Source organism: Acinetobacter sp. YH12235 (assembly GCF_013417705.1).
GTDB lineage: Bacteria > Pseudomonadota > Gammaproteobacteria > Pseudomonadales > Moraxellaceae > Acinetobacter.
In genome coordinates, this window is record NZ_VPDL01000019.1 from 31,910 (window position 1) to 56,340 (window position 24,431).

Sequence of the window (24,431 nt, forward strand, 5' to 3'; positions counted from 1 at the left end):
GCATGAAAAAATTATTTATTGTTTTTTTCATCTTGAGCTTGGCGTGGATTGCCAAGCTGAGCTATGACCTGTTTGGCTTAAATTCAGCACAGACTGAATTGACCCAGAATTTTAAGCAGCTGCAACAGCAGAATGCCAATCTGAATGATCAGCTGGTGGCCTTAAAACGTCAGGTTGCTACGGGCCAAGCAGCAAACCCTGAAACACCGAACAAGGGGACAGTTCAGGATACTCCTAGGGCTAACTTGCAGGATGATCTACCTTTAGTCGAGCAATATCTGGATCTGGTTGAGTTTGCCTTGCAGCAGCAACAATATGCAATGGCGATGGAAAAGTTGAACCAATTATCCAATCAGCTTGCACATCTAGAACTGGCACCTGCTCTTCTGGGTAGCCTGAATCAGGCGATTGACAAGGATCGGGAAGTCCTTAAGCAGTTCATCAACAATCGTTTAGTACAACAGAATAAATTAAAAGAATTACTGCAACAGATTGATATTGAGATGGAAAAGGAAATCCAGATGCAGCATCAGAATCGCGCTACAGCCCAAAGCTCATTTTGGCAGCGCTGGATTCAGATTGAATCAGTCGAGAAACCGAGTGCAGTCTTAATGCAGCGTAATCTGGTCTTAAAAGAAGCTCAGCTGCGTTTACTGATTGCAGAAAATAGTGTGCAGCAAGGACAGCAGGTAGCTTTCCAGCAAGCCCTGAAAAGTGTGATCGAGGTATTGGCTCAACTTCCGGATGCGCAAAGCAAACAATGGATTCAACGACTGGAGCAAATTAAGGCAGCACCTCAAACGCCTACTCCTCAGCTCAATACACGTACCCTGATCGGTTAATTGCTTATGAAACAGATTTTACTTGCTTATTTACTGGTTGGTTTGCTGGGCTTAGCGATCTTGAGCGTACTGAGCTATGGTTATGGTGCGGGCTATGTCTATCTGTATTGGCGCGGACTACAAATCCAGACCACTTTCTGGTTCCTGGTGGGCTTGCTTATCGTAATCAGCTTTCTGATGCATATGCTGTGGTATGCGACCAAGCGTTATCTCAGCTTTAAACAGCGTAAACATGAAACGGTATTCAGCTTTGCCCGCTTGCATCCTTATGAGCAGTTAGCCGTAGTTTGGTTATTAAATGCTGCACAAGATCAACGGGATTTTATCCAGCAGTCTTTTAATCAGTCGGGATTGCTCAAGTATATTATTGATGCCCGATTATCCTGGGGACAGCAACAATATAGCGAAGCATTGAGTAGTTTAAATCAGTCTAATCCTATGGCATTTGAACTGGCAGAATTACAGCGGATTGAAATCTATTTATCGCAGCAGGATGGTCAGCAGGCATTAACGCATTTAGAATTTTTAAATCAACATAAGTTATCTCCCTGGTTAAGACGAGTCAAAACCGCTTATGAGCAGCGTTTAAATGCTTTATGGGGGCAATTTGCCTTACAGTTTCCCTGGTTATATTTACGTTCAACCAAATATGGGCATTTAGACCAAGAAGTAAAAAAAATATGGCTGCAGCAATTATTAATAGCTTATGATCAAGCTACTGAAGATGATTTGGAATATTTAAAACAACGTTATCTGGATTTAAAACAGGACATATTTAATCGTGACTATGAAGTCAAGCTATTATGGTTGAAACTATTATTTAGAATGCCGGAAATGAGCGTTGAGCATGAAAGCCTTGCTAAACACTTACTGGAACTCCAATTTAATCAGGATGTATTCTATTTATGGTTCCAGCAGCAGTTATTAAAGCAGTTTCCAGATTATGCAGATATTGAGCAGCAGATCTCAGTTTGGGATGCAAAATATACTGCACTGCCAATATTAAGTTTTGCCAAATGGCATATTCTACAGGCGACTGGCCGGGTAGAAGAAGCTCAGCAATTGCTGGATCTCTATCCAGATGACATCCGCATGAGCTATTTGAGAATTAAATCTGTATTGCAGGGAAGAGAGGATTTAATACAGCAGTTAAATGCCGTATTTGAATCGAATGTTAATTTTATTGAAATCAGAATTTGAGGAAATAATGTCAGAATTACAACAATATCCGGTGATTTATTCGCAAACTGTTGCATGGGGAGACATGGATGCGTTTGGGCATGTTAATAATGCCATGTATTACCGTTATATAGAAAGTGCCCGTTTGGCTTATTTGGGTAAATTAAATATTTTTGATGAAGATATTTTAACAGTAGTGGCTTCAAATCAATGCCGTTATTTAAAACCTGTGGTTTATCCAGATCAATTAAAAGTGGCGGCACGAATTGATGAAATTCGGAATAGTGCAGTCAGAATGCATTATTTATTATGGAGTGAACAGCAGCAAAGTATCGTGGCCACTTCAGAAGCAGTAATTGTATGTTTAAATAAAAATATGCAGAAAACTGAAATACCTGAACATATTCGAGAAAAAATAAAATCGCTAGAATTAACTGTACAACATGAAATTTAATATTAGAGTTTTTATCTCTAATTTAATGATTAATTTTGTAATGGCCCTTAAGTTTATTGTTATACATTTAAAATTTTATATTGAATATTACACTTAATATAAATATGATGGGTTTGTTATTTATTAAAAGAAATAATGCTATTTATTGGAGAACATGATGCCAGACATTACAAATTTATCAGTTGAAGAGTTAAAACGTTTACAAGCAGAAGCTGAGTCTTTAATTGCTTTGAAAAAAGATCAGGAAATTGAAGATGCTTATCATCAGGTATTGGATATTGCCGACAAAGTAGGCTTAACGATTGAACAGCTTCTTGAATTTGGTGCTTCTAAACGTAAAAAAACTGCACGTAAGTCTGTAGAGCCACGTTATCGCAGTAAAAGCAATCCGGAAGACACCTGGACTGGTCGCGGTAAACAGCCACGCTGGTTAGTTGCTGAATTAGAGAAAGGCGCAAAACTGGAAGATTTCGTGATCTAATCCTTCTGCCGCATTATTCATCATCAGGCTGTTATGCATACGGCCTGTGATTGATCAGCCAAGCACATCCTGCTTGGTTTTTTTATGCCTATGAATTGGCGTCAGAGAAAAAGTGTGCATAATGTGATTATAAAATGACAAAACTATAAATTTAGGGGTTTCGATTGGATAGGTTGGTCGTGGCGGGATGAGCAATAAGCCGAAAACATTAAAATGGTTGATATTTGCAATTCTAGCCTTTTTTGTCTTTGTAATTCTGCAAGTTCCTGCAGCTTGGTTAATTTCAAAATTTTATAAAAATAATCAGGTCTTACATAATGTAAGCGGGAATATCTGGCAGGGAAGTGCGGACTGGAAAAAAGGTAATCTTCGGGGAAGTCTGAACTGGCAGGTTCGTCCTTTGGACCTGTTGTTGCTGAGATTAGGGGCAAATATTGATCTGCATAGCGGTAATACCCAGTTTTCGGGTGTGATGGGCTATGGTCTGAATAAAACTTTAACCGTCAAAAATCTTGAGGGACAGCTTGCACCTGAAACTTTAAAGAAGATTGCTGACTGGCAATGGCCTACCAACCCGATTCAGTTTAAAGAACTCGATTTTAAATATAAAAAAGAGCAAGGCTTTAGTCATGTAGACGGTCAGATGCAATGGAGTGGTGGTGAACTGATTTACACGTTTGCCCAGCGTCAGGAGCGTATGAATGTACCGGTTCTAAGTGGTCAGTTATCTGATGAGAATGGACAGCTGCTGCTGGACGTACGTGATAATCGTGATCAACGTATGTTGAATATTAAACTGGATCCAAGCCTGATGCTGGATATTCAGCTGACACAGCGCTTTTTACTCAATGCTCCTTCTTATACCGGTAAAGCTGGACTGGATACTTATGTGATTAGTACTCGTCAGCCTTTGATGGGGGGCTTCAACTGATGGCAAGCCCACTCGATTATTTTAAAAATATTGATCTGAAACAGACGGAGCGTGTTGCTCCAATTTTATTATTCCTGCTGATTCTGTATTTATGCTGGAAATTGGCCGCCTTATTCTGGCTTCTGGTGGCTCCGCCACAAGCGATGCAGATTGATCAGGTAGAACTGGGGTCACAACAGACTCAAGTGCCAAATATTAGTGCCTTTTCACTATTTCAGGAAACTACTTACGCAGCGAACACTGCTGAAACTGCCAATATTGTCTTGCAGGGGGTTGTGGTGGCGAGCCCAAGCTATAACTCTTCAGCAGTCTTGAAAATTAATGACCAGTCTGACCGTTATCGGGTCGGAGAGGTATTGGGGAATAGCGGTTTTACGCTGGCTGAAGTGTATTGGGACCGGGTGATTTTGCGTAAATCAAGCGGTGCGACCCAAGAAATCCTGTTTAAAGGGTTGGAAAATGGTTTAAACCAGCCAATCGTGCCGGATACCTCAGCATCTTCAAATCCGATGCCTCCGATGCATACGGAAAGTGGTATGCCTGAGCAACCTTCACCGCAGAGTGAAATCAATCGGGCTATCCAGCAGATGCAGGAAAATAAGGACCAGTACTTACAGAATATGGGGGTAAGTGCAGCAGAGGGTGGTTATGAAGTCACTTCACGGACACCGGCTGCACTGCGTAATCGCTTGGGATTAAGACCGGGAGACCGGATTTTGTCTTTGAATGGTCAGACCCTGTCACAGGGACAAACCGAAGCACAATTACTGGAACAGGCTCGACGTGAAGGTCAGGTCAAACTAGAAATAAAACGTGGTGATCAGGTGATGACCATACAACAGGATTTGAAGTGATGTGTCATCACGCATAGGGTTAGGAAACACAAAAGTTTATGGCTTTATTTAATAATAATCGATCAGCATGGGCATTCTGTGTGGCCGCACCATTGGTTGCTATGGTCAGTACGGCAAGTTATGCGCAAACCTGGAAAATCAATCTCCGGGATGCAGACTTAACCGCCTTCATTAATGAAGTGGCGGATATTACCGGTAAAAATTTTGCGGTAGATCCTCGGGTTCGAGGTAATGTCACGGTCATTTCCAACAAGCCACTGAATAAAAACGAAGTTTATGACCTGTTTTTAGGGGTCTTGAATGTCAATGGTGTAGTGGCCATTCCTTCAGGAAATACCATCAAGCTGGTTCCAGACAGCAATGTCAAAAGCTCCGGGATTCCCTATGATGCACGTCATCGTGCGACTGGTGACCAGATTGTCACTCGCGTGATCTGGCTGGAAAATACCAATCCGAATGACCTGATTCCAGCCCTGCGTCCGTTGATGCCACAGTTTGCCCATTTGGCTGCCGTTCCAGGTACCAATGCACTGATTGTGTCGGACCGGGCGACCAATATCTATCAGCTGGAAACCATCATCCGTAATCTGGATGGCACGGGCCAGAATGATATTGAAGCCATTAGCCTGCAATCCAGTCAGGCCGAAGAAATGATCGAGCTGATTGATTCAATGGCAGCGACAGGTGCAGCTAAAGATCTGCGTGGTTCACGGGTACGGGTCATGGCAGATGTGCGTACCAACCGTATTCTGATTAAAGGGGATCCAGCGACACGCAAGCGCATTCGTCAGATTATTGAAACACTGGATGTGCCTGCAGCAGACCGTCTGGGGGGCTTAAAAGTCTTCCGTTTGAAATATGCCAGTGCCAAGAATCTTTCGGAAATTTTGCAGGGGTTAGTGACAGGGCAGGCAGTCAATACTGGTTTGGATAATTCTTCTTCCAGCTCATCTTCTTATAATTCGACTAATAACCTGAATAACAATAATACCACTAGCTCAAATAGCTCAGGTGCATCCAATATTCAGCTCAATACTGGCATGAAAACCGAGCAAGGCGGGATCAGCAGCTTTAATGCCAATGGCGTCAGTATTATTGCGGATGCCACGCAGAATTCTCTGGTGGTTAAAGCAGACCCGCAACTGATGCGTGAAATTGAATCTGCGATTGATCAGTTGGATGTGCGCCGTCAACAGGTTCTGATTGAAGCTGCAATTATTGAAGTAGAAGGGACAGATGCGGACCAGCTGGGTGTGCAATGGGCTTTGGGGGATATCAGCAGCGGAATTGGCTTAATTAACTTCGATAAGTTTGGTACTAGTCTGAGAAATATTGCGGCGGGCTATCTCGCAGGTGGTGGCTTAGGTGCTGCAAGTACTGTGGGTGCGGGTAGTTCCATTGTGATTGGAGATTTTCAGGAAGGCAGTGATGGTTCACGTCGCCTGTATGGTGCGATGATTCAGGCCTTAAAAGAAACCACCAAGTCTAACCTATTATCTACGCCGTCGATTGTGACCATGGATAATGAAGAAGCCTATATTGTCGTGGGTGAGAATGTACCCTTTGTGACCGGTTCGGTTTCGACCAGTGGCTCAGGCGTGGCTAATCCTTATACCACCATTGAGCGTAAAGATGTTGGGGTGACCTTAAAAGTTGTACCGCACATTGGTGAAGATGGTACGGTACGTCTGGAAGTTGAACAGGAAGTCTCTGCGGTCAATCGAGATCGTGGACAAGCACAGGATTTGGTGACCAGCAAGCGTGCAATTAAAACTTCGATTCTGGCTGAACATGGGCAAACCATCGTACTCGGTGGCTTAATCTCGGATAATACTACGTATGGACGTCAGGCTGTTCCAGGTCTGGGAGCGATTCCGGGTATAGGGCGCTTATTCCGCGCTGAAGGTAAGTCTAATCAGAAACGTAACTTATTGATCTTTATCCATCCAACGATTGTGGGGGATAAAAATGAAGTACGTAAACTGGCCCAACAACGTTATGGTCAACTCTATAGCCTGCAATTGGCACTCGATTCAGACGGTAATTTTGCCAAGCTACCGGAAAGTGTTGAAGATGTGTATCAACAGCGTATTCCAGTTTCCAAGACACCACTGACGAATTCGTCCTACCAGAATGTTCCGAGTGCGCCAGCGTCAACGCCGTCAGCCGCAGCAGTGGCTACACCAGTGGCAATTGAGCCAGGGATTCAGCGACAAGTGGTACAGCAGCCAGTCCAGCAGGTTGAAAAAAGTAGAAATACCGTTACAACAACCACACTTAGACCAAAAAGCTAGACCATTCGCATTTGCATACAGCATGTTATGATAATGTCAAAGAGAATAGAGAAGTAGATTTCATGACTTGGAAAATACAGGCAATTACCGATGACTTGACCGGACAGGAAATAGCAATCGACCGTGACATGCTGGTAGGGCGTCATCAGGCGGCTGATATTGTGCTGCAGGCTGCGGAAATCTCGCGTAAGCATGCTGCTTTTCTGCTGAAAAACGATGCACTATGGGTACAGGATCTAGGCTCATCTAATGGCACTTTCGTGAATGACTTGCGTATTGAGCAGGAAACGCGATTAAAACAAGACGATGTAGTCCAGTTTGCCACCTTGAAATTTCTGGTTCTTGAACCTGTAGCGCCTGTTGAAGTGGCGCCAGAAGTTGAAGAAACAGCAGAGCAAGTGGTTGAAGAAATCGAAACGGTTGAGAAAACTCCTGCCCAGCAGATGAATGAGCAGGGCATTCCAGAATTGAAAGAGCGTGATGCTTCAGTCAACTTGACCCGTGATGGTATGCCGACCAATGTCGGTATTCCAAAACCTGCGCCTATTGCTGAAGGGGTAGACCTGAGCTCGGTTAAGCCAGAACCCGCACCGATTCCGGTGGAACAGCCTGTTTCTCGTGTAGAGCAGGAAAAAGAAGCACAGAAAAATGCATCTATTGGACTGATTTCACTAATCGTTCTGATTATTTTGGCGATTATCGCCTGGGTGTTGTTTAAATAAGCCCATGATTGGTTACAATCGAGGCATGCATCACGCATGCCTTTTTTATGGCTGCAAATAAAGAAAATGAGGGGCAGGATGTCAATTGCACAATTGGAACAACGTAAGCTGATTTTATTCGATCTGGATGGTACCTTGGTGGATTCAGCCCATGATCTGTATCGAGCCATGAATATGAGCCTGAATGTCTTGCAGCTACCCCTGGTGACTGAGGAGCAGGTACGGGTGTGGATCGGTAAAGGAACGTCCAAGTTCTGTGAAAGCGTACTCCAGCATTTGGTGGGAGAAGTATTACCTGCCCAGCATCAGGAATTACTTGCGACGTTCCTGGAAATTTATAATGCCGATCCTTGTGTAGATACCAAGCCATTTGACGGAATTATCGAGTTTCTGGAATGGGGTAAGGCTAACGATAAAAAACTGATCTGTGTGACCAATAAACCAGAAGAACCGGCACGCAGTATTCTGGATATTCTGGAAATGGCGCAATACTTTGATGACACGATTGGTGGTGATCGCTTTACCGAGCGTAAGCCAGATCCGCGTCAGTTGTTGCATTGTGTGGAGCATTATGGCGTGACCAAAGAGCAGGTACTGATGATCGGGGACTCAGTCAATGACATCGAAGCTGCGCGCCGTGCGGGTATAGATTGTATTGTAGTCAGCTATGGCTATAATCATGGTGAAAATATAGCAGACTGTGATCCTCAAGAAATTGTCGATGATCTACGTGAGTTGCTTACTTAAATAGGGTACGAAGGAAATAAGATGAATAGTTGTAAGGTTTTTCGATGGCGTCGCTCAGTCCAATTCCATTTCCATACTGAGTAACCCTAATTTAAAGAGAAAAACCGAATGACAACTTCAGCTCAATTCCAGCAACTTGCATCTCAAGGCTACAACCTGATTCCTGTATACCGCCAGCGCCTGGCTGATACTGATACTCCTTTATCTATCTTTGCCCGTCTAAAACAGCACCAACAGGCTTATCTGTTCGAATCTGTGGAAGGGGGAGAAAACTGGGCGCGCTATTCAATTATCGGCCTGGGTGAATCGACTGTATTCTCCTGTAATGCGGGTGAACTGACTGTTCAGCATCCAGATGGCTCTATTGAAAAACAGCACTGTGCCGATCCATTCCAGTATATCCGTGACTTTCAGGCACAGTTTAAAGTACCGACCCAGGCAGAACTTCCAGCCTTACCAAGCTTTACCGGTGGTCTTGTCGGTTACTTTGGTTATGACTCAGTACGTTATATCGAACCTAAGCTAAAAAATGTGCCTGAAGCTGATCCGGTAGGCTTGCCAGATATCTGGATGATGCTGTCCAAAACCGTCATCGTATTCGATAATCTGAAAGATACCCTGTTCCTGATTGTCCATGCCGATGCAGCGGATCAGGCAGCTTATGAGAAAGCGCAGCAGCAGCTGGATGAGCTGGAAAATATTCTGGCAACACCAGTGAGCCTGAAAGCAGAAAAACATACAGCACCGCACTTTGAGTCTTTAACTGGACATGACAACTTTATTGCCTCTATTGAAAAGGTAAAAGAGTACATTCGTGCCGGAGATGTGATGCAGGTCGTGCCGGGTCATCGTATGGTTTCTGATTTCGATGGTGAGCCTTTACAGGTCTATCGCGCATTACGTCATCTTAATCCATCACCTTACCTGTTCCTCGTGCAAGGGCAGACCCTAGAAAATAATACGCCGTTCCATATTGTGGGTTCTTCACCGGAAATTCTTTCTCGTCTGGAAAATGGCATTGCGACTGTTCGTCCACTGGCGGGTACGCGTCCACGTGGCAAGACCAAAGAAGAAGATCTGGCACTGGAAAAAGATTTACTGTCTGATGAAAAAGAAATTGCCGAGCACTTAATGCTGATTGACTTGGGCCGAAATGATGTCGGTCGAGTATCCAAAATCGGTAAAGTACAAGTCACTGATCAAATGGTGATCGAACGTTACTCGCATGTGATGCACATTGTGTCGAATGTACAAGGTGAAGTGCGTGATGATGTCGATGCACTGGATGTTTTTAAGGCAACTTTCCCTGCGGGAACACTTTCTGGTGCGCCAAAAATTCGTGCCATGGAAATTATTGACGAAGTTGAGCCAGTGAAACGCGGAATTTTTGGCGGCGCTGTTGGTTATTTAGGCTGGCATGGTGAAATGGACATGTCGATTGCCATTCGTACCTGCGTGATTCGTGAAAATAAGGTCTATGTTCAGGCTGGAGCAGGGCTGGTTGCGGACTCAAATCCTGAGTCAGAATGGAATGAAACCCAAATAAAAGCTCGTGCAGTGATCAAAGCGGTTGAATTATCATCAAACGGATTGATTTTGTGAGTTTTTGGCGTTTTTTTTGAAAAAAACACTTGCATGGATTCTGAGTTTTGCTAAACTGCACACCGTTCCGATACGAAACGTACGAAACACTAAGAAACGCCGGCATAGCTCAGTTGGTAGAGCAACTGACTTGTAATCAGTAGGTCCACAGTTCGAATCCGTGTGCCGGCACCATCTTAGAGAGTTTGGAGTGCGAAGTAAAGAACGACACTGATGTAAGTGTAAAAATGGTGAGGTTCCCGAGCGGTCAAAGGGGGCGGACTGTAACTCCGCTACGAAAGTTTCGAAGGTTCGAATCCTTCCCTCACCACCAATTTTAAGACTTCAAAGTGGTAAGTACCAACATCGTGCGGGAGTAGCTCAGTTGGTAGAGCGGCAGCCTTCCAAGCTGCATGTCGCGAGTTCGATCCTCGTCTCCCGCTCCATTGTTTGAAGTGCTAATATTTGCTCTTATAGCTCAGTGGTAGAGCACTCCCTTGGTAAGGGAGAGGTCTCGAGTTCAAATCTCGATAAGAGCTCCAGATTACAGTTTGGCAACGTGGTTGCAAAAATATTTCAAAAGCAGGCTATTTAGTCTGCTTTTCAAGTATTTGGTGTTTGGTTTTTTTTAAACGATATGTCGGAGCTGGGTTTTACTCAGAATTGTGTTCGACGTAAACGAGGAAGATTAACATGGCTAAGGCTAAGTTTGAACGTAATAAGCCACACGTTAACGTGGGCACAATCGGTCACGTTGACCATGGTAAAACAACTTTAACAGCTGCGATTGCAACTGTATGTGCGAAAAAATTCGGTGGTGAAGCGAAAGACTACGCTGCAATCGACTCTGCACCAGAAGAAAAAGCACGTGGTATTACAATTAATACTTCACACGTAGAATACGATTCTCCAACTCGTCACTACGCTCACGTAGACTGCCCGGGCCACGCCGATTATGTTAAAAACATGATTACTGGTGCTGCTCAGATGGACGGCGCGATCCTTGTATGTGCTGCGACTGACGGTCCAATGCCACAAACTCGTGAACACATCCTGCTTTCTCGTCAGGTAGGTGTACCTTACATCGTTGTATTCTTGAACAAATGCGACCTTGTAGACGACGAAGAACTTCTTGAATTAGTAGAAATGGAAGTTCGTGAACTTCTTTCTACTTACGACTTCCCAGGTGATGACACTCCTGTAATCCGTGGTTCAGCACTTGCTGCACTTAACGGTGAGGCTGGTCAATACGGTGAAGATGCTGTTGTAGCTCTTGTTGAAGCGCTTGACTCTTACATCCCAGAACCAGAACGTGCAATCGACCAAGCATTCCTGATGCCAATCGAAGATGTATTCTCAATTTCTGGTCGTGGTACAGTTGTAACTGGCCGTGTTGAAACTGGTGTCATCAAAGTTGGTGAAGAAGTTGAAATTGTGGGTATCAAAGATACAGTTAAAACTACTGTAACTGGCGTTGAAATGTTCCGTAAACTTCTTGACGAAGGCCGTGCTGGTGAGAACTGTGGTATCTTGCTTCGTGGTACTAAACGTGAAGACGTACAACGTGGTCAAGTACTTGCTAAACCAGGTTCTATCAAACCGCACACTAAATTCGATGCAGAAGTATACGTACTTTCTAAAGACGAAGGTGGTCGTCACACTCCATTCCTTAACGGTTACCGTCCACAGTTCTACTTCCGTACAACTGACGTAACTGGCGCGATTTCTTTGAAAGAAGGCGTTGAAATGGTTATGCCTGGTGACAACGTAGAAATGTCAGTAGAACTAATTCACCCAATCGCAATGGACCCAGGTCTACGTTTTGCGATCCGTGAGGGTGGTCGTACAGTTGGTGCTGGTGTAGTTGCTAAAGTAACTGCATAATCATAGAATAGAAAATAAGCTGGAGTTTCGGCTCCAGTTTATCTACAGGCCAGTAGTTCAATTGGTAGAGCGTCGGTCTCCAAAACCGAATGTTGGGGGTTCGAGTCCCTCCTGGCCTGCCAAGTTTTTTTCAAAAGACGCTTGATGTCGGCAAAACTGGTCATATAATAAGTCGCGAAACCTACGACGAGTACAAAAATGTCGAATGATAAATCACGCGACGCATTAAGCGAAGCGGCAATTCCTCAAAGAAATAATCCTGCTGTAGATGTAAGTTCTGGTTCTCCATTAGACATTGTTCTATGGGTTATCGCCTTGATTTTATTGGTCGGTGCTATGATGGTAAACCAATATTTACCTGCATACTGGGCGCCTGCGAATGATATTTGGGTGCGCGTTGGGGTAATTTTGGCTTGTATCGTTGTGGCATTCGGTTTATTATACGCCACCCATCAAGGCAAAGGCTTTGTTCGTCTTCTTAAGGATGCACGAATCGAGTTACGTCGAGTGACCTGGCCTACCAAACAAGAGACTGTGACCACATCTTGGCAAGTCCTTGCTGTTGTAGTAATTGCAGCCATTGTTCTATGGTGCTTTGACTATGTTTTAGGCTGGTTAATGAAGTTTATTATCGGGTAAGAGAGCTATGAAACGTTGGTACATTATTCATGCCTATTCAGGTTATGAAAAACAAGTGATGCGTTCGCTTAATGATCGAATCCAGCGTAGCGCTGTTGCCGATAGCTTTGGTGAAGTCCTTGTTCCTACCGAAGAAGTGGTAGAAATGAAGGATGGCAAGAAGCGTAAATCAGAGCGTAAGTTCTTTCCTGGCTATGTATTAGTCGAAATGGAAATGAACGATGACACTTGGCACATCGTGAAAGAGTGTCCAAAAGTGCTTGGTTTTATTGGTGGTACGGCTGAAAAACCGGCTCCAATTACGCAAAAAGAAGCTGATGCAATCCTTGCACGTGTACGCAATACTGGTGAAGCACCGCGTCCTAAGACCATGTTTGAACCAGGCGAAGAATTACTCGTAATTGACGGTCCATTTACTGACTTTAAAGGTGTGGTGGAAGAAGTGCTTTACGACAAGTCACGCTTAACGCTGACGATTAACGTATTTAACCGACCAACTCAGGTTGAACTGGAATTTCGCCAAGTCGAAAAAACAGTTTAATTTGTTCGGGTTGAAAACGCCTGATTTGCGTGCAAATCAGGCATTGTTGTTGTAACGGTATCGTTACTTGAAATCATTGGGGAGCCTAACGGCGTTTGCACCCAGAGGTAATTTGAAATGGCTAAGAAGATTGACGGCTATATCAAGCTGCAAGTTCCAGCTGGTAAAGCGAATCCATCTCCACCGATTGGTCCTGCACTAGGTCAACGTGGTGTTAACATCATGGCATTCTGTAAAGAATTCAATGCTGCTACACAAAAAGTTGAAGCTGGTCTACCAATTCCAGTCGTGATCACTGTGTACAACGACAAGTCGTTCACATTCATCATGAAAACTCCACCTGCTGCTGTTCTTCTTAAGAAAGCTGCTGGTATCCAAAAGGGTTCTTCTGTACCTAACAAAACTAAAGTTGGTAAGTTGACTCGTGCTCAATTGGAAGAAATCGCGACTACTAAAGAACCAGACTTAACTGGTGCTGATTTAGACGCGCGTGTACGTACCATCGCTGGTTCTGCACGTTCTATGGGCTTGGAAGTGGAGCTATAAGACATGGCAAAGTTAACTAAACGTCAAAAAGCCATTGCTGCTGCTGTAGAAGCACAGAAAGTTTACACTTTAGAAGAAGCTGTAGAAGTTCTTACTAGCCTTCCAGCTGCGAAATTCAAAGAATCTTTGGACATCGCTGTAAACCTGGGTGTTGACCCTCGTAAATCTGATCAGGTTGTTCGTGGCGCGACTACTCTTCCTGCAGGTACTGGTAAAACTGTACGCGTAGCTGTATTTGCTCAAGGCGCTGCTGCTGAAGCTGCGAAAGAAGCTGGTGCAGACGTTGTTGGTTTCGACGATCTTGCTGAAAGCATCCAAGGCGGAAACCTTGACTTCGACGTAGTGATTGCTGCTCCTGATGCAATGCGCGTTGTTGGTAAACTGGGTACGATTCTTGGTCCACGTGGCTTAATGCCAAACCCTAAAGTGGGTACTGTAACTCCTGACGTAGCAACTGCAGTTAAAAATGCAAAAGCTGGTCAAGCGCGTTACCGTGTAGACAAAGCAGGTATTATCCACGCTGCGATCGGTCAAGTAGGTTTCTCTGCTGAAGCTGTTCGTCAAAACGTTGAAGCTCTTGTAGCTGACCTTAAGAAAGCAAAACCTGCTACTTCTAAAGGTGTTTACATTCAAAAGATCACTCTAAGCTCTACTATGGGTCCTGGTCTGATCGTTGATGTAGCAAACGTTTCTAAATAAGTTATAAACTTATACAGAATTTTAAAGCCCTGAGTAAGTTTTAAAGCACTGCTTTAAAACTTACGCAAGAAGAAACCGGTTTCGGACTACTTGCGAACTTAGGCAGACTTTGAATTGATAAATGTAAATTTATCAGCGTCAAAGACCTCAGGCGAGGGGAGTTTTATGCTTTCCTCTTAATACTCCAGCCTGCGTAGACGCGGTGGTGTGATTTGTTCATCCTCCGCGTGTGATTTCAGAGATGAATTCACGAATTGGGAGTGTGCTTGTGATCAGGCACATAAATCACCGTTAGGAGGTTTTACAATGGCTCTTCTTATTGAAGGCAAAAAACAGATCGTAGCTGAAGTAAGTGAAATTGCTTCTACTGCATTTGCCGCTGTTGTTGCTGACTACCAAGGTTTAACAGTTGAGCAATTAACTGCTCTTCGTGTTGAAGCTCGTAAACTAGGTGTTAAAACACGTATCGTGCGTAACACTCTGGCTAAACGCGCTCTTCAAGATACTCAATTCAATATCTTGAACGACAGCCTTGTTGGCCCAACAATCTTAGCTTTCTCGACTTCTGAAGACGACATGGGTGCAGCTGCACGCTTGTTCGAAGAATTCGCAAAAACTAACAAAGCATTCGAACTTAAAGCTGCTGCATTTGATGGCAAAGTTTACGAAGGTGCTGAAGTTAGCGTAATCGCGAACCTTCCGAACCAAGAAAAAGCGCTTACTATGCTTGCAAACGTTCTTCAAGCTCCTATTTCGAAATTGGGTCGCCTTATTACTGCGCTCAAAGAGAAAAACGAGTCAGAAGCTGCATAAGCTTAAATTTATTTCCACACCATTCAATTTCCATTTGGAGTTATTCTCATGGCTTTAACTAACGAAGAAATCCTAAACGCAGTTGCAGAAAAAACTGTTCTTGAACTTGTTGAACTAATCTCTGCTTTCGAAGAGAAATTCAACGTATCTGCTGCTGCTGTTGCTGTTGCTGCTGCTCCTGGCGCTGCTGCTGCTGCTGAAGAACAATCAGAATTCAACGTTGAGTTGACTTCTTTCGGTGGTAACAAAGTTGCTGTAATTAAAGCAGTTCGTGAAGCTACTGGTCTTGGCTTGAAAGAAGCTAAAGACATGGTTGAAGGCGCACCTACAGTTCTTAAAGAAGGCGTTTCTAAAGAAGAAGGCGAAGAGCTTAAGAAAAAACTTGAAGAAGCTGGTGCTACAGTTACTCTTAAGTAATTTCTTAAAGGAGCCGGTTTTTTTATAATCGGCTCCAAAAATTGGCTGATGGCTCTTGGGTCATCAGCCTTTTTGCGTTACAATAATCGGCTCGATTTTTGTTTGCATGATATAAAATTCATACAAATTAAAAATAAACATAATGAACAAACGCTTACCAATATTTTTCATTAAAAAAATATTGTTAAGCGTTTTAATACCACTAAAAATTGCAGCATTTGTAAAGAGTGGTGGCCATATCGGCCAGCGTAATTCCTTCTGAGCCCGTTCTGCAGGCGGGCTTGGTTTACACTTTCCGAGGACTCCAGATGGCATACTCATATACCGAAAAGAAACGGATCCGTAAGAATTTTGGTAAATTGCCTAGCGTCATGGATGCTCCGTACCTGCTCGCGATTCAAGTCGACTCGTACAGAACATTCTTACAAGATGGCAAATCACCAAAAAACCGCGAAGATATCGGTCTCCAAGCCGCATTTCGTTCAGTTTTTCCTATTGAAAGTTATTCTGGCAATGCTGCTTTAGAATTCGTTGAGTATAGTCTTGGTAAGCCTGAGTTTGATGTACGCGAATGTATCCTTCGTGGCTCAACTTATGCAGCACCAATGCGCGTAAAAATTCGTTTGATCCTGAAAGATCGCGAAACTAAATCAATCAAAGACGTACGTGAACAAGAAGTCTACATGGGCGAAATGCCGCTTATGACAGACAACGGTACTTTCGTGATTAACGGTACCGAGCGTGTAATCGTATCGCAATTGCACCGTTCACCGGGCGTATTCTTTGACCACGATAAAGGCAAAACTCACTCAAGCGGTAAAGTCCTTTATTCAGCTCGTATCATTCCTTACCGTGGTTCATGGTTAGACTTTGAATTTGATGCCAAAGACCTGGTCTACGTACGTATTGACCGTCGTCGTAAATTGCTTGCGACTGTGGTGCTTCGTGCGCTGGGTTATGCCAACGAACAAATTCTCGACATGTTCTACGAGAAAGTACCTGTGTATCTGGACATGGGTAGCTACCAGATTGACCTTGTTCCAGAGCGCCTGCGCGGCGAAATGGCACAGTTCGACATTGCTGACAAAGACGGCAAAGTCATTGTTGAACAAGGTAAACGTATTAACGCACGTCATGTACGTCAAATGGAAGCATCTGGTCTTGAGAAGCTTTCTGTTCCTGATGAATACCTGTACGAACGTATCACTGCTGAAGACATCCCACTGAAAGATGGTGATGTGATTGCAGCCAATACTGTTCTAAGCCATGAAATTATGGTGAAAATTGCAGAAGGCGGCGTGAAACAGTTCAACATCCTGTTCACTAACGATATCGACCGTGGTCCATTCATTGCGGATACATTACGTGCTGATACCACAGTAAGCCGTGATGAAGCACTTGTAGAAATCTACAAAGTCATGCGTCCAGGTGAGCCACCAACAAAAGAAGCTGCTGAGAACCTGTTCAACAACCTGTTCTTCTCTTCTGAGCGTTATGATCTGTCTCCAGTCGGCCGTATGAAGTTTAACCGTCGTTTGGGTCGTCCTTACGAAGTGGGTACTGATCAGAAGTCACGCGAAGTTGAAGGCATTCTCTCGAATGAAGATATCACTGATGTATTAAAAACATTAGTAGAAATCCGTAACGGTAAAGGTGAAGTCGACGATATCGACCACTTGGGTAACCGTCGTGTTCGTTCTGTGGGTGAAATGACTGAGAACCAATTCCGTGTAGGTCTGGTTCGTGTAGAACGTGCTGTTAAAGAACGTTTGTCTCAAGCTGAAACTGATAATCTGTCTCCGCAAGACCTGATCAATGCGAAGCCAGTGGCTGCTGCAATCAAAGAATTCTTTGGTTCAAGCCAGTTGTCTCAGTTCATGGACCAAAACAACCCGTTATCTGAAATTACCCACAAGCGTCGTGTATCAGCACTTGGGCCTGGTGGTTTGACTCGTGAACGTGCGGGCTTCGAAGTACGTGACGTACATCAAACTCACTATGGTCGTGTATGTCCAATTGAGACTCCTGAGGGTCCAAACATTGGTTTGATCAACTCTCTGTCTGTTTACGCCAAATGTAACAACTTCGGTTTCCTGGAAACTCCATACCGTAAAGTGGTTGATGGCCGCGTAACTGATGACGTTGAATACCTGTCTGCGATTGAAGAAGTAGGTACTGTGATTGCACAGGCCGACTCTGCAGTAGATAAAGACGGCAACCTGTCTGAAGAATTCGTTTCTGTACGTCACCAAGGTGAATTCGTACGTATGCCTCCTGAAAAAGTGACGCATATGGACGTATCTGCTCAACAGGTTGTATCTGTAGCAGCATCACTGATTCCGTTCCTTGAGCACGATGACGCCAACCGTGCATTGATGGGTTCGAACATGCAACGTCAGGCTGTTCCTACGTTAATCGCTGACAAACCACTGGTTGGTACCGGTATGGAAGCGAACGTAGCACATGACTCTGGTGTATGTGTAATCGCGAAACGTGGTGGTCGTATTGAATTTGTTGACGCTTCGCGTGTTGTAATTCGTGTCAACGAAGACGAAATGGTTGCGGGCGAAGCAGGTGTAGATATCTATAACCTGATCAAATACACACGTTCTAACCAGAACACTTGTATCAACCAGAAAGTTCTTGTGAACCTGGGCGATAAAGTAGGTCGTGGCGACGTTCTGGCTGACGGTCCATCAACTGATGGTGGTGAGCTAGCATTGGGTCAAAACATGCGTGTAGCGTTCATGACTTGGAACGGTTACAACTACGAAGACTCTATCTTGTTATCTGAGCGTGTTCTTCAAGAAGACCGTTTAACGTCTATTCACATCCAGGAACTTTCATGTGTTGCACGTGATACCAAACTGGGTGCTGAAGAAATTACTGCCGATATCCCGAACGTGGGTGAAGCAGCGCTTTCTAAACTGGACGAGTCAGGTATCGTTTACATCGGTGCTGAAGTGACCGCGGGTGACATCCTGGTAGGTAAAGTAACGCCTAAAGGTGAAACTCAGTTAACTCCTGAAGAAAAACTGCTTCGTGCAATCTTCGGTGAAAAAGCGGCTGACGTAAAAGACTCTTCTTTACGTGTTCCATCGGGTACTAAAGGTACTGTGATCGACGTTCAAGTGTTTACACGTGACGGTCTTGAGAAAGACGAACGTGCTCAGGCAATTGAAAAAGCTCAGCTGGATGCTTACCGTAAAGACTTGAAAGAAGAATACAAAATCTTCGAAGAAGCAGCACGCGAACGTATTGTCCGTCTGTTGAAAGGTCAGGAATCTAACGGTGGCGGTACTACTAAACGCGGTGACAAACTGTCTGAAGAATTGTTATCTGGTTTAGAGCTGGTTGATCTGCTTGATATCCAACCAAGTGATGAAGCAATTGCTGAACGTTTAACTCAAATTCAAGTGTTCTTAAAAGAGAAGAGCCTTGAAATTGATGAGAAATTTGCTGAGAAAAAACGCAAACTTTCTACAGGTGACGAACTGACAACTGGCGTATTGAAAGTTGTTAAGGTTTACCTGGCCGTTAAACGTCGTATCCAGCCTGGTGATAAGATGGCGGGTCGTCACGGTAACAAGGGTGTAGTTTCTAACATCCTGCCTGTTGAAGACATGCCGCACGATGCCAATGGTGTACCAGTAGATATCGTACTGAACCCGCTCGGTGTACCATCACGTATGAACGTCGGTCAGATTCTGGAAACTCACTTGGGTATGGCTGCTAAAGGTCTTGGCGATCAAATCGATAAGATGCTGAAAGAACAGCGTACAGTTCTTGAACTGCGTGATTTCCTAGACAAGATTTATAATAAGGTTGGCGGTCAGCAAGAAGATCTTGACAGCCTGACTGATGAAGAAATCTTGAAACTGTCTGGTAACTTGCGTAAAGGTGTTCCTCTGGCAACTCCAGTATTTGATGGTGCTGAAGAAGGTCAGATCAAAGAATTACTTGAGCTTGCTGGCTTGTCACGTACGGGTCAAACTGTATTGTATGATGGCCGTACTGGTGAACGTTTCGACCGTCCTGTAACTGTAGGTTACATGTACATGCTGAAACTGAACCACTTGGTTGACGACAAGATGCATGCGCGTTCTACTGGTTCTTACTCTCTAGTAACGCAACAGCCGCTTGGTGGTAAAGCACAATTCGGTGGTCAGCGTTTCGGTGAGATGGAAGTCTGGGCACTGGAAGCATACGGTGCAGCATATACGCTTCAAGAAATGCTTACTGTGAAGTCGGATGACGTTGAAGGCCGTACCCGTATCTATAAGAACATTGTAGATGGTAACCATTATATGGACCCAGGTATGCCTGAATCGTTCAACGTATTGACCAAAGAGATCCGTTCTTTAGGTATCAACATTGAACTGAAAAATGGTGACTAAGAAATCTCCCCCGACCCCTCTTTAAGAAAGAGGGGAGAAAGTCCCCCTTTATAAAGGGGGATTTAGGGGGGATTCTTGAGATTCCCGAATTTCAGTAAAAAACAATATTTGTGACCCAGTCGGGAAGTGAAAATCTCCTCGACACACGGAGAAAAAAATTGAAAGACTTGCTCGATATCATGCGCAAAAAGACGGATTCCGACGGTCATGCTCCTGTAGAGTTTGATCGCATCCGTATTGGTCTTGCGTCACCAGAAATGATTAAGTCGTGGTCTCATGGTGAAGTTAAAAAGCCAGAAACCATTAACTACCGTACGTTCAAACCAGAACGTGACGGTTTATTCTGTGCCAAAATCTTTGGTCCAGTAAAAGATTACGAATGCTTGTGTGGTAAATACAAGCGTATGAAATACAAAGGCGTCATTTGTGAAAAATGTGGCGTTGAAGTAACAACTGCGAAAGTTCGTCGTGAGCGTATGGGTCACATTGAGCTTGCTTCTCCAGTTGCGCACATCTGGTTCCTGAAATCATTGCCTAGCCGTATCGGTCTTTTATTAGACATGACGCTACGTGATATCGAACGCGTATTGTATTTCGAATCTTACGTTGTAACTGACCCAGGTATGACTCCATTTGAGAAATACCAACTTCTGAACGATGAAGAATACTTCAATGCGTTAGAAGAACACGGTGATGAATTCACTGCGAAAATGGGTGCAGAAGCGGTTCAAGACTTGCTTAAAGATATCGATCTTGAAGCTGAAATTGCGCGTCTTCGTGAAGAAATCCCTAACACAACTTCAGAAACTAAGCTTAAAAAAGCCTCTAAACGTCTGAAATTGATGGAAGCATTCAACGATTCGAACAACAAGCCAGAATGGATGGTGATGAACGTACTTCCTGTACTTCCACCAGATCTTCGTCCGCTTGTACCACTTGAAGGTGGTCGTTTCGCGACTTCTGACCTGAACGACCTTTACCGTCGTGTGATCAACCGTAACAACCGTTTGAAACGTCTTCTTGACCTTGCGGCTCCAGATATCATCGTACGTAACGAAAAACGTATGTTGCAAGAATCTGTAGATGCATTGCTGGATAACGGTCGTCGTGGTCGTGCAATTACAGGTTCGAACAAACGTCCGCTTAAATCTTTGGCAGATATGATCAAAGGTAAACAAGGTCGTTTCCGTCAGAACTTGTTGGGTAAACGTGTCGATTACTCTGGTCGTTCGGTAATTACCGTAGGTCCAAGCCTGCGTTTACACCAATGTGGTCTTCCTAAGAAAATGGCGCTTGAACTGTTCAAGCCATTCATCTTTGCGAAGCTGCAAGCATCTGGTCAAGCAACAACCATTAAAGCTGCGAAGAAAATGGTTGAACGTGAAACTCCAGAAGTTTGGGATGTTCTTGCCTCTGTGATTCGTCAGCATCCAGTAATGTTGAACCGTGCGCCGACCCTTCACCGTCTAGGTCTTCAAGCATTTGAACCTATTCTGATTGAAGGTAAAGCGATCCGTCTTCACCCACTCGTATGTGCTGCGTTCAACGCCGACTTCGACGGTGACCAAATGGCGGTACACGTACCATTAACACTTGAAGCTCAGTTAGAAGCTCGTGCGTTAATGATGTCGACTAACAACATTCTGTCTCCAGCGAACGGTGAGCCAATCATCGTACCGTCTCAGGACGTTGTCTTGGGTCTTTACTACATCACTCGTGATGCAGTAAATGCCAAAGGTGAAGGCATGGTGTTCGCGGATACTGACGAAGTGAACCGTGCGCTTGCGACTGGTCAGGTAGATATGCACGCTCGCGTGAAAGCACGTGTACACCAAACCGTGATCAACGAAAACGGCGAACGTGAACAGCAAACGATTATCGTAGATACAACTCCTGGTCGCTGTCTGCTTTGGGAAGTTGTGCCTGAAGGTATGGACTTCCAGCAAATTAACGTTGAGATGACTAAAAAGAACATCTCTAAGTTAATCAACTCTTGCTACCGTAAACTGGGTCTGAAAGACACTGTTATCTTCGCGGACCAATTGATGTACCTTGGCTTCCGCCAAGCGACTCGTTCTGGTGTTTCTGTTGGTATGGAAGACATGGTCATTCCACCACAAAAACAAGCGATTATCGGGAAAGCCGAAGCTGAAGTTCGTGAAATTGAACAACAGTTCGAACAAGGTTTCGTAACTGCCGGCGAACGTTATAACAAAGTGGTCGATATCTGGGCGCGTACAAACGACCAGGTAGCGAAAGCGATGATGGATAACTTGTCATTCACGACTGTTAAGAACAAACAGGGTGAGGACGAGAAACAGAAATCATTCAACAGCATCTACATGATGTCTGACTCTGGTGCCCGTGGTTCTGCAGCTCAGATTCGTCAGTTGGCTGGTATGCGTGGTCTGATGGCGAAACCGGATGGTTCGATCATTGAGACACCAATTAAAGCGAACTTCCGTGAAGGTTTGACAGTACTTCAGTACTTCATTTCAACACACGGTGCGCGTAAAGGTTTGGCCGATACAGCACTGAAAACAGCGAACTCTGGTTACCTGACTCGTCGTCTGGTAGACGTTGCGCAAGACTTGGTCATCACTGAGCCGGATTGTGGTACGTTGTCTGGTCTTGTCATGACTCCGTTCATTCAAGGCGGTGACGTGATCGAGAACCTGGGTACTCGAGTACTAGGTCGTGTAGTTGCTGAAGATGTGAAACGTGCGGGTACTGAAGAAGTTATTCTGCCGCGTAACACATTGATCGACGAAAAACTTGCAAACTACCTGGAAGAGCAAGGTGTCGATGAAGTTAAAGTACGTTCAGTCGTATCTTGTGAATCTACTTTCGGTGTTTGTGCGAAATGTTACGGTCGTGACCTTGCACGCGGTCACTTGGTAAACCCAGGTGAATCTGTGGGTGTTATGGCTGCTCAGTCAATTGGTGAGCCGGGTACACAGTTAACCATGCGTACCTTCCACGTAGGTGGTGCTGCGAGCCGAACTTCTGCTGCAAACAGCGTACAAGTTCGTAATAAAGGTACTGTACGTTTCCATAACGTAAAAACTGTACAACATGCCAAAGGTCACTTGGTATCAACTTCACGTTCAGGTGAAATCGGTATTGCAGATGACTTAGGCCGTGAACGTGAACGTTACAAACTGCCATATGGTGCGTCTATCTTGCTGAAAGATGGCGAAGCTGTAGAAGCAGGCGGTATCGTAGCGACTTGGGATCCGCATACACATCCACTTGTAACAGAAGTAGCTGGTAAAGTTCGCTTCAGCCAGATTGCTGATGGTGTAACTGCAACATCGAAAACTGATGATGCAACTGGTATGACCACTGTTGAAATCTTGCCTGTAACAGCACGTCCTGCTTCTGGTAAAGATTTACGTCCAGCTGTTGTGCTTGACACAGTAGACGGCGGTGAACAGTTCTACTTCTTGCCACAAAACACCATTCTTTCTGTCCGTGATGGCGAAACAATTGGTGTGGGTGACGTAATTGGTCGTGTACCACAAGAATCTTCACGTACTCGTGATATTACCGGTGGTCTGCCACGTGTTGCTGACTTGTTCGAAGCGCGTAAACCGAAAGAACATGCAATCCTTGCAGAAGTTTCAGGTGTTGTAAGTTTCGGTAAAGAGACCAAAGGTAAAAACCGTCTGGTGATTACTCCGGATGATGGTTCTGAGATCTACGAAGAGCTGATTCCGAAATGGCGTACCATTAACGTGTTCGAAGGCGAACATGTTAACCGTGGTGAAACTATTTCTGATGGTCCACAGAACCCGCATGACATCTTACGTTTGAAAGGTGAAGTGGCGTTGACTAACTACATCGTGAACGAAGTTCAGGACGTTTACCGTCTGCAAGGTGTAAAAATCAACGACAAGCATATTGAAGTGATCGTACGTCAAATGCTGCGTAAAGTGGACATCACTGACGGTGGCGATACAAGCTTTATCAAAGGTGAACAAGTGGATTACATCCGTGTGATGCAAGAGAACCAAGCTGTTCTTGCGCAGAACAAGTTCCCTGCGAAGTTTGAACGTCAATTGATGGGTATTACCAAAGCGTCGCTTTCTACTGACTCGTTCATCTCTGCTGCATCGTTCCAGGAAACCACTCGTGTGTTAACTGAAGCGGCTGTAACAGGTAAAGAAGATGATTTACGCGGTCTGAAAGAAAACGTAGTTGTAGGTCGTCTGATCCCAGCGGGTACAGGCCTGGCTTATCACTTAGAGCGTCGTCGTCAGGAAGCAGAAGCTGCAGAATTTGAATTGCACAATGACTTCTCTGATGTAGACCAGGCGTTGAGCCAAGCATTCAGCGATGAATTTAACGGTCTGTAATTAGCCGCTAAATCATTTTAAAAAGCCACCTTCGGGTGGCTTTTTTATTTCC

The 24,431-nt window shown here is 44.5% G+C and carries 20 protein-coding genes and 5 tRNA genes; 24 read left to right on the forward strand and 1 reads right to left on the reverse strand.

The genetic code is table 11. The features are described from left to right. Positions 1–2 precede the first annotated feature (2 nt). From FTV13_RS10790 to rplL, 22 genes are all read left to right on the forward strand, one after another. The gene (locus FTV13_RS10790) at positions 3–842 is read left to right on the forward strand and encodes a hypothetical protein (protein WP_180012040.1); all 840 of its coding nucleotides are present in this window, start codon (positions 3–5) and stop codon (positions 840–842) included. 6 nt (positions 843–848) lie between these two features. Then, entirely contained in the window at positions 849–2,042 is a 1,194-nt protein-coding gene (locus FTV13_RS10795; RefSeq protein ID WP_180012042.1) for a heme biosynthesis protein HemY, read from the forward strand. Positions 2,043–2,049: 7 nt separating this feature from the next. Continuing rightward, on the forward strand, positions 2,050–2,475 hold the full coding sequence (locus FTV13_RS10800) for a thioesterase family protein (RefSeq protein ID WP_004781650.1): 426 nt from the start codon (positions 2,050–2,052) through the stop codon (positions 2,473–2,475). A gap of 154 nt (positions 2,476–2,629) precedes the next feature. Next, positions 2,630–2,956: an H-NS family nucleoid-associated regulatory protein gene (locus FTV13_RS10805; RefSeq protein WP_079281036.1), complete on the forward strand. Its 327-nt coding sequence runs from the start codon at positions 2,630–2,632 to the stop codon at positions 2,954–2,956. A 187-nt stretch (positions 2,957–3,143) separates the two neighbouring features. Next, positions 3,144–3,887, forward strand: coding sequence for a type II secretion system protein N (gene gspN, locus FTV13_RS10810; protein WP_004781653.1), 744 nt, complete (start codon positions 3,144–3,146; stop codon positions 3,885–3,887). Further along, positions 3,887–4,741 carry a type II secretion system protein N gene (locus FTV13_RS10815; RefSeq protein WP_180012044.1) on the forward strand — a complete coding sequence of 285 codons (855 nt, stop codon included), beginning with the start codon at positions 3,887–3,889 and terminating at the stop codon, positions 4,739–4,741. Before gspN ends, FTV13_RS10815 begins: the two co-directional genes overlap by 1 nt. Before the next feature lie 38 nt (positions 4,742–4,779). Next, the gene (gene gspD / locus FTV13_RS10820; RefSeq protein WP_180012046.1) at positions 4,780–7,035 is read left to right on the forward strand and encodes a type II secretion system secretin GspD; all 2,256 of its coding nucleotides are present in this window, start codon (positions 4,780–4,782) and stop codon (positions 7,033–7,035) included. A gap of 62 nt (positions 7,036–7,097) precedes the next feature. Continuing rightward, positions 7,098–7,757, forward strand: coding sequence for an FHA domain-containing protein (locus tag FTV13_RS10825; protein ID WP_179991964.1), 660 nt, complete (start codon positions 7,098–7,100; stop codon positions 7,755–7,757). 78 nt (positions 7,758–7,835) lie between these two features. Then, positions 7,836–8,504, forward strand: coding sequence for a phosphoglycolate phosphatase (gene gph, locus FTV13_RS10830; protein WP_180012048.1), 669 nt, complete (start codon positions 7,836–7,838; stop codon positions 8,502–8,504). A gap of 108 nt (positions 8,505–8,612) precedes the next feature. Continuing rightward, entirely contained in the window at positions 8,613–10,106 is a 1,494-nt protein-coding gene (trpE, locus tag FTV13_RS10835) for an anthranilate synthase component I (protein WP_179991966.1), read from the forward strand. A 98-nt stretch (positions 10,107–10,204) separates the two neighbouring features. Then, positions 10,205–10,280: transfer RNA gene (locus tag FTV13_RS10840), tRNA-Thr, on the forward strand. Positions 10,281–10,335: 55 nt separating this feature from the next. Next, positions 10,336–10,419 (forward strand) — tRNA-Tyr (locus tag FTV13_RS10845). Between the two features lie 36 nt (positions 10,420–10,455). Further along, positions 10,456–10,531: transfer RNA gene (locus tag FTV13_RS10850), tRNA-Gly, on the forward strand. A gap of 21 nt (positions 10,532–10,552) precedes the next feature. After that, positions 10,553–10,627, forward strand: a tRNA-Thr gene (locus FTV13_RS10855). A gap of 151 nt (positions 10,628–10,778) precedes the next feature. Then, on the forward strand, positions 10,779–11,969 hold the full coding sequence (tuf, locus tag FTV13_RS10860) for an elongation factor Tu (RefSeq protein ID WP_179991967.1): 1,191 nt from the start codon (positions 10,779–10,781) through the stop codon (positions 11,967–11,969). 46 nt (positions 11,970–12,015) lie between these two features. Further along, positions 12,016–12,091: transfer RNA gene (locus FTV13_RS10865), tRNA-Trp, on the forward strand. Positions 12,092–12,167: 76 nt separating this feature from the next. After that, the gene (secE, locus tag FTV13_RS10870; RefSeq protein WP_179991968.1) at positions 12,168–12,608 is read left to right on the forward strand and encodes a preprotein translocase subunit SecE; all 441 of its coding nucleotides are present in this window, start codon (positions 12,168–12,170) and stop codon (positions 12,606–12,608) included. Positions 12,609–12,615: 7 nt separating this feature from the next. Next, positions 12,616–13,149, forward strand: a complete 534-nt coding sequence (gene nusG, locus FTV13_RS10875) for a transcription termination/antitermination protein NusG (RefSeq protein WP_005232530.1) — start codon at positions 12,616–12,618, stop codon at positions 13,147–13,149. A 117-nt stretch (positions 13,150–13,266) separates the two neighbouring features. Beyond that, the gene (rplK, locus tag FTV13_RS10880) at positions 13,267–13,695 is read left to right on the forward strand and encodes a 50S ribosomal protein L11 (protein WP_004781668.1); all 429 of its coding nucleotides are present in this window, start codon (positions 13,267–13,269) and stop codon (positions 13,693–13,695) included. A 3-nt stretch (positions 13,696–13,698) separates the two neighbouring features. Continuing rightward, positions 13,699–14,394 carry a 50S ribosomal protein L1 gene (gene rplA, locus FTV13_RS10885; protein ID WP_004781669.1) on the forward strand — a complete coding sequence of 232 codons (696 nt, stop codon included), beginning with the start codon at positions 13,699–13,701 and terminating at the stop codon, positions 14,392–14,394. Between the two features lie 306 nt (positions 14,395–14,700). Further along, the gene (rplJ, locus tag FTV13_RS10890) at positions 14,701–15,207 is read left to right on the forward strand and encodes a 50S ribosomal protein L10 (RefSeq protein ID WP_004781671.1); all 507 of its coding nucleotides are present in this window, start codon (positions 14,701–14,703) and stop codon (positions 15,205–15,207) included. Positions 15,208–15,255: 48 nt separating this feature from the next. Further along, entirely contained in the window at positions 15,256–15,624 is a 369-nt protein-coding gene (gene rplL, locus FTV13_RS10895) for a 50S ribosomal protein L7/L12 (RefSeq protein ID WP_159123444.1), read from the forward strand. 63 nt (positions 15,625–15,687) lie between these two features. Here the strand turns inward: rplL and FTV13_RS10900 are convergent, their stop codons facing one another. Then, positions 15,688–15,939, reverse strand: a complete 252-nt coding sequence (locus FTV13_RS10900; protein WP_034170979.1) for a hypothetical protein — start codon at positions 15,937–15,939, stop codon at positions 15,688–15,690. Between FTV13_RS10900 and rpoB the strand changes: the two genes are divergently transcribed. Together rpoB and rpoC are read left to right on the forward strand one after the other, a co-directional pair. Beyond that, positions 15,933–20,021, forward strand: a complete 4,089-nt coding sequence (gene rpoB / locus FTV13_RS10905) for a DNA-directed RNA polymerase subunit beta (RefSeq protein ID WP_004781674.1) — start codon at positions 15,933–15,935, stop codon at positions 20,019–20,021. The genes FTV13_RS10900 and rpoB overlap by 7 nt on opposite strands. Before the next feature lie 158 nt (positions 20,022–20,179). Further along, positions 20,180–24,379, forward strand: a complete 4,200-nt coding sequence (rpoC, locus tag FTV13_RS10910) for a DNA-directed RNA polymerase subunit beta' (protein ID WP_004781676.1) — start codon at positions 20,180–20,182, stop codon at positions 24,377–24,379. Positions 24,380–24,431: the final 52 nt, after the last annotated feature.

Coding starts and splice junctions, on each gene's coding strand:
- FTV13_RS10790 (WP_180012040.1), top strand. CDS start 3: ATGAAAAAATTATTTATTGTTTTTTTCATCTTGAGCTTGGCGTGGATT.
- FTV13_RS10795 (WP_180012042.1), top strand. CDS start 849: ATGAAACAGATTTTACTTGCTTATTTACTGGTTGGTTTGCTGGGCTTA.
- FTV13_RS10800 (WP_004781650.1), top strand. CDS start 2,050: ATGTCAGAATTACAACAATATCCGGTGATTTATTCGCAAACTGTTGCA.
- FTV13_RS10805 (WP_079281036.1), top strand. CDS start 2,630: ATGATGCCAGACATTACAAATTTATCAGTTGAAGAGTTAAAACGTTTA.
- gspN (WP_004781653.1), top strand. CDS start 3,144: ATGAGCAATAAGCCGAAAACATTAAAATGGTTGATATTTGCAATTCTA.
- FTV13_RS10815 (WP_180012044.1), top strand. CDS start 3,887: ATGGCAAGCCCACTCGATTATTTTAAAAATATTGATCTGAAACAGACG.
- gspD (WP_180012046.1), top strand. CDS start 4,780: ATGGCTTTATTTAATAATAATCGATCAGCATGGGCATTCTGTGTGGCC.
- FTV13_RS10825 (WP_179991964.1), top strand. CDS start 7,098: ATGACTTGGAAAATACAGGCAATTACCGATGACTTGACCGGACAGGAA.
- gph (WP_180012048.1), top strand. CDS start 7,836: ATGTCAATTGCACAATTGGAACAACGTAAGCTGATTTTATTCGATCTG.
- trpE (WP_179991966.1), top strand. CDS start 8,613: ATGACAACTTCAGCTCAATTCCAGCAACTTGCATCTCAAGGCTACAAC.
- tuf (WP_179991967.1), top strand. CDS start 10,779: ATGGCTAAGGCTAAGTTTGAACGTAATAAGCCACACGTTAACGTGGGC.
- secE (WP_179991968.1), top strand. CDS start 12,168: ATGTCGAATGATAAATCACGCGACGCATTAAGCGAAGCGGCAATTCCT.
- nusG (WP_005232530.1), top strand. CDS start 12,616: ATGAAACGTTGGTACATTATTCATGCCTATTCAGGTTATGAAAAACAA.
- rplK (WP_004781668.1), top strand. CDS start 13,267: ATGGCTAAGAAGATTGACGGCTATATCAAGCTGCAAGTTCCAGCTGGT.
- rplA (WP_004781669.1), top strand. CDS start 13,699: ATGGCAAAGTTAACTAAACGTCAAAAAGCCATTGCTGCTGCTGTAGAA.
- rplJ (WP_004781671.1), top strand. CDS start 14,701: ATGGCTCTTCTTATTGAAGGCAAAAAACAGATCGTAGCTGAAGTAAGT.
- rplL (WP_159123444.1), top strand. CDS start 15,256: ATGGCTTTAACTAACGAAGAAATCCTAAACGCAGTTGCAGAAAAAACT.
- rpoB (WP_004781674.1), top strand. CDS start 15,933: ATGGCATACTCATATACCGAAAAGAAACGGATCCGTAAGAATTTTGGT.
- FTV13_RS10900 (WP_034170979.1), bottom strand. CDS start 15,939: ATGCCATCTGGAGTCCTCGGAAAGTGTAAACCAAGCCCGCCTGCAGAA.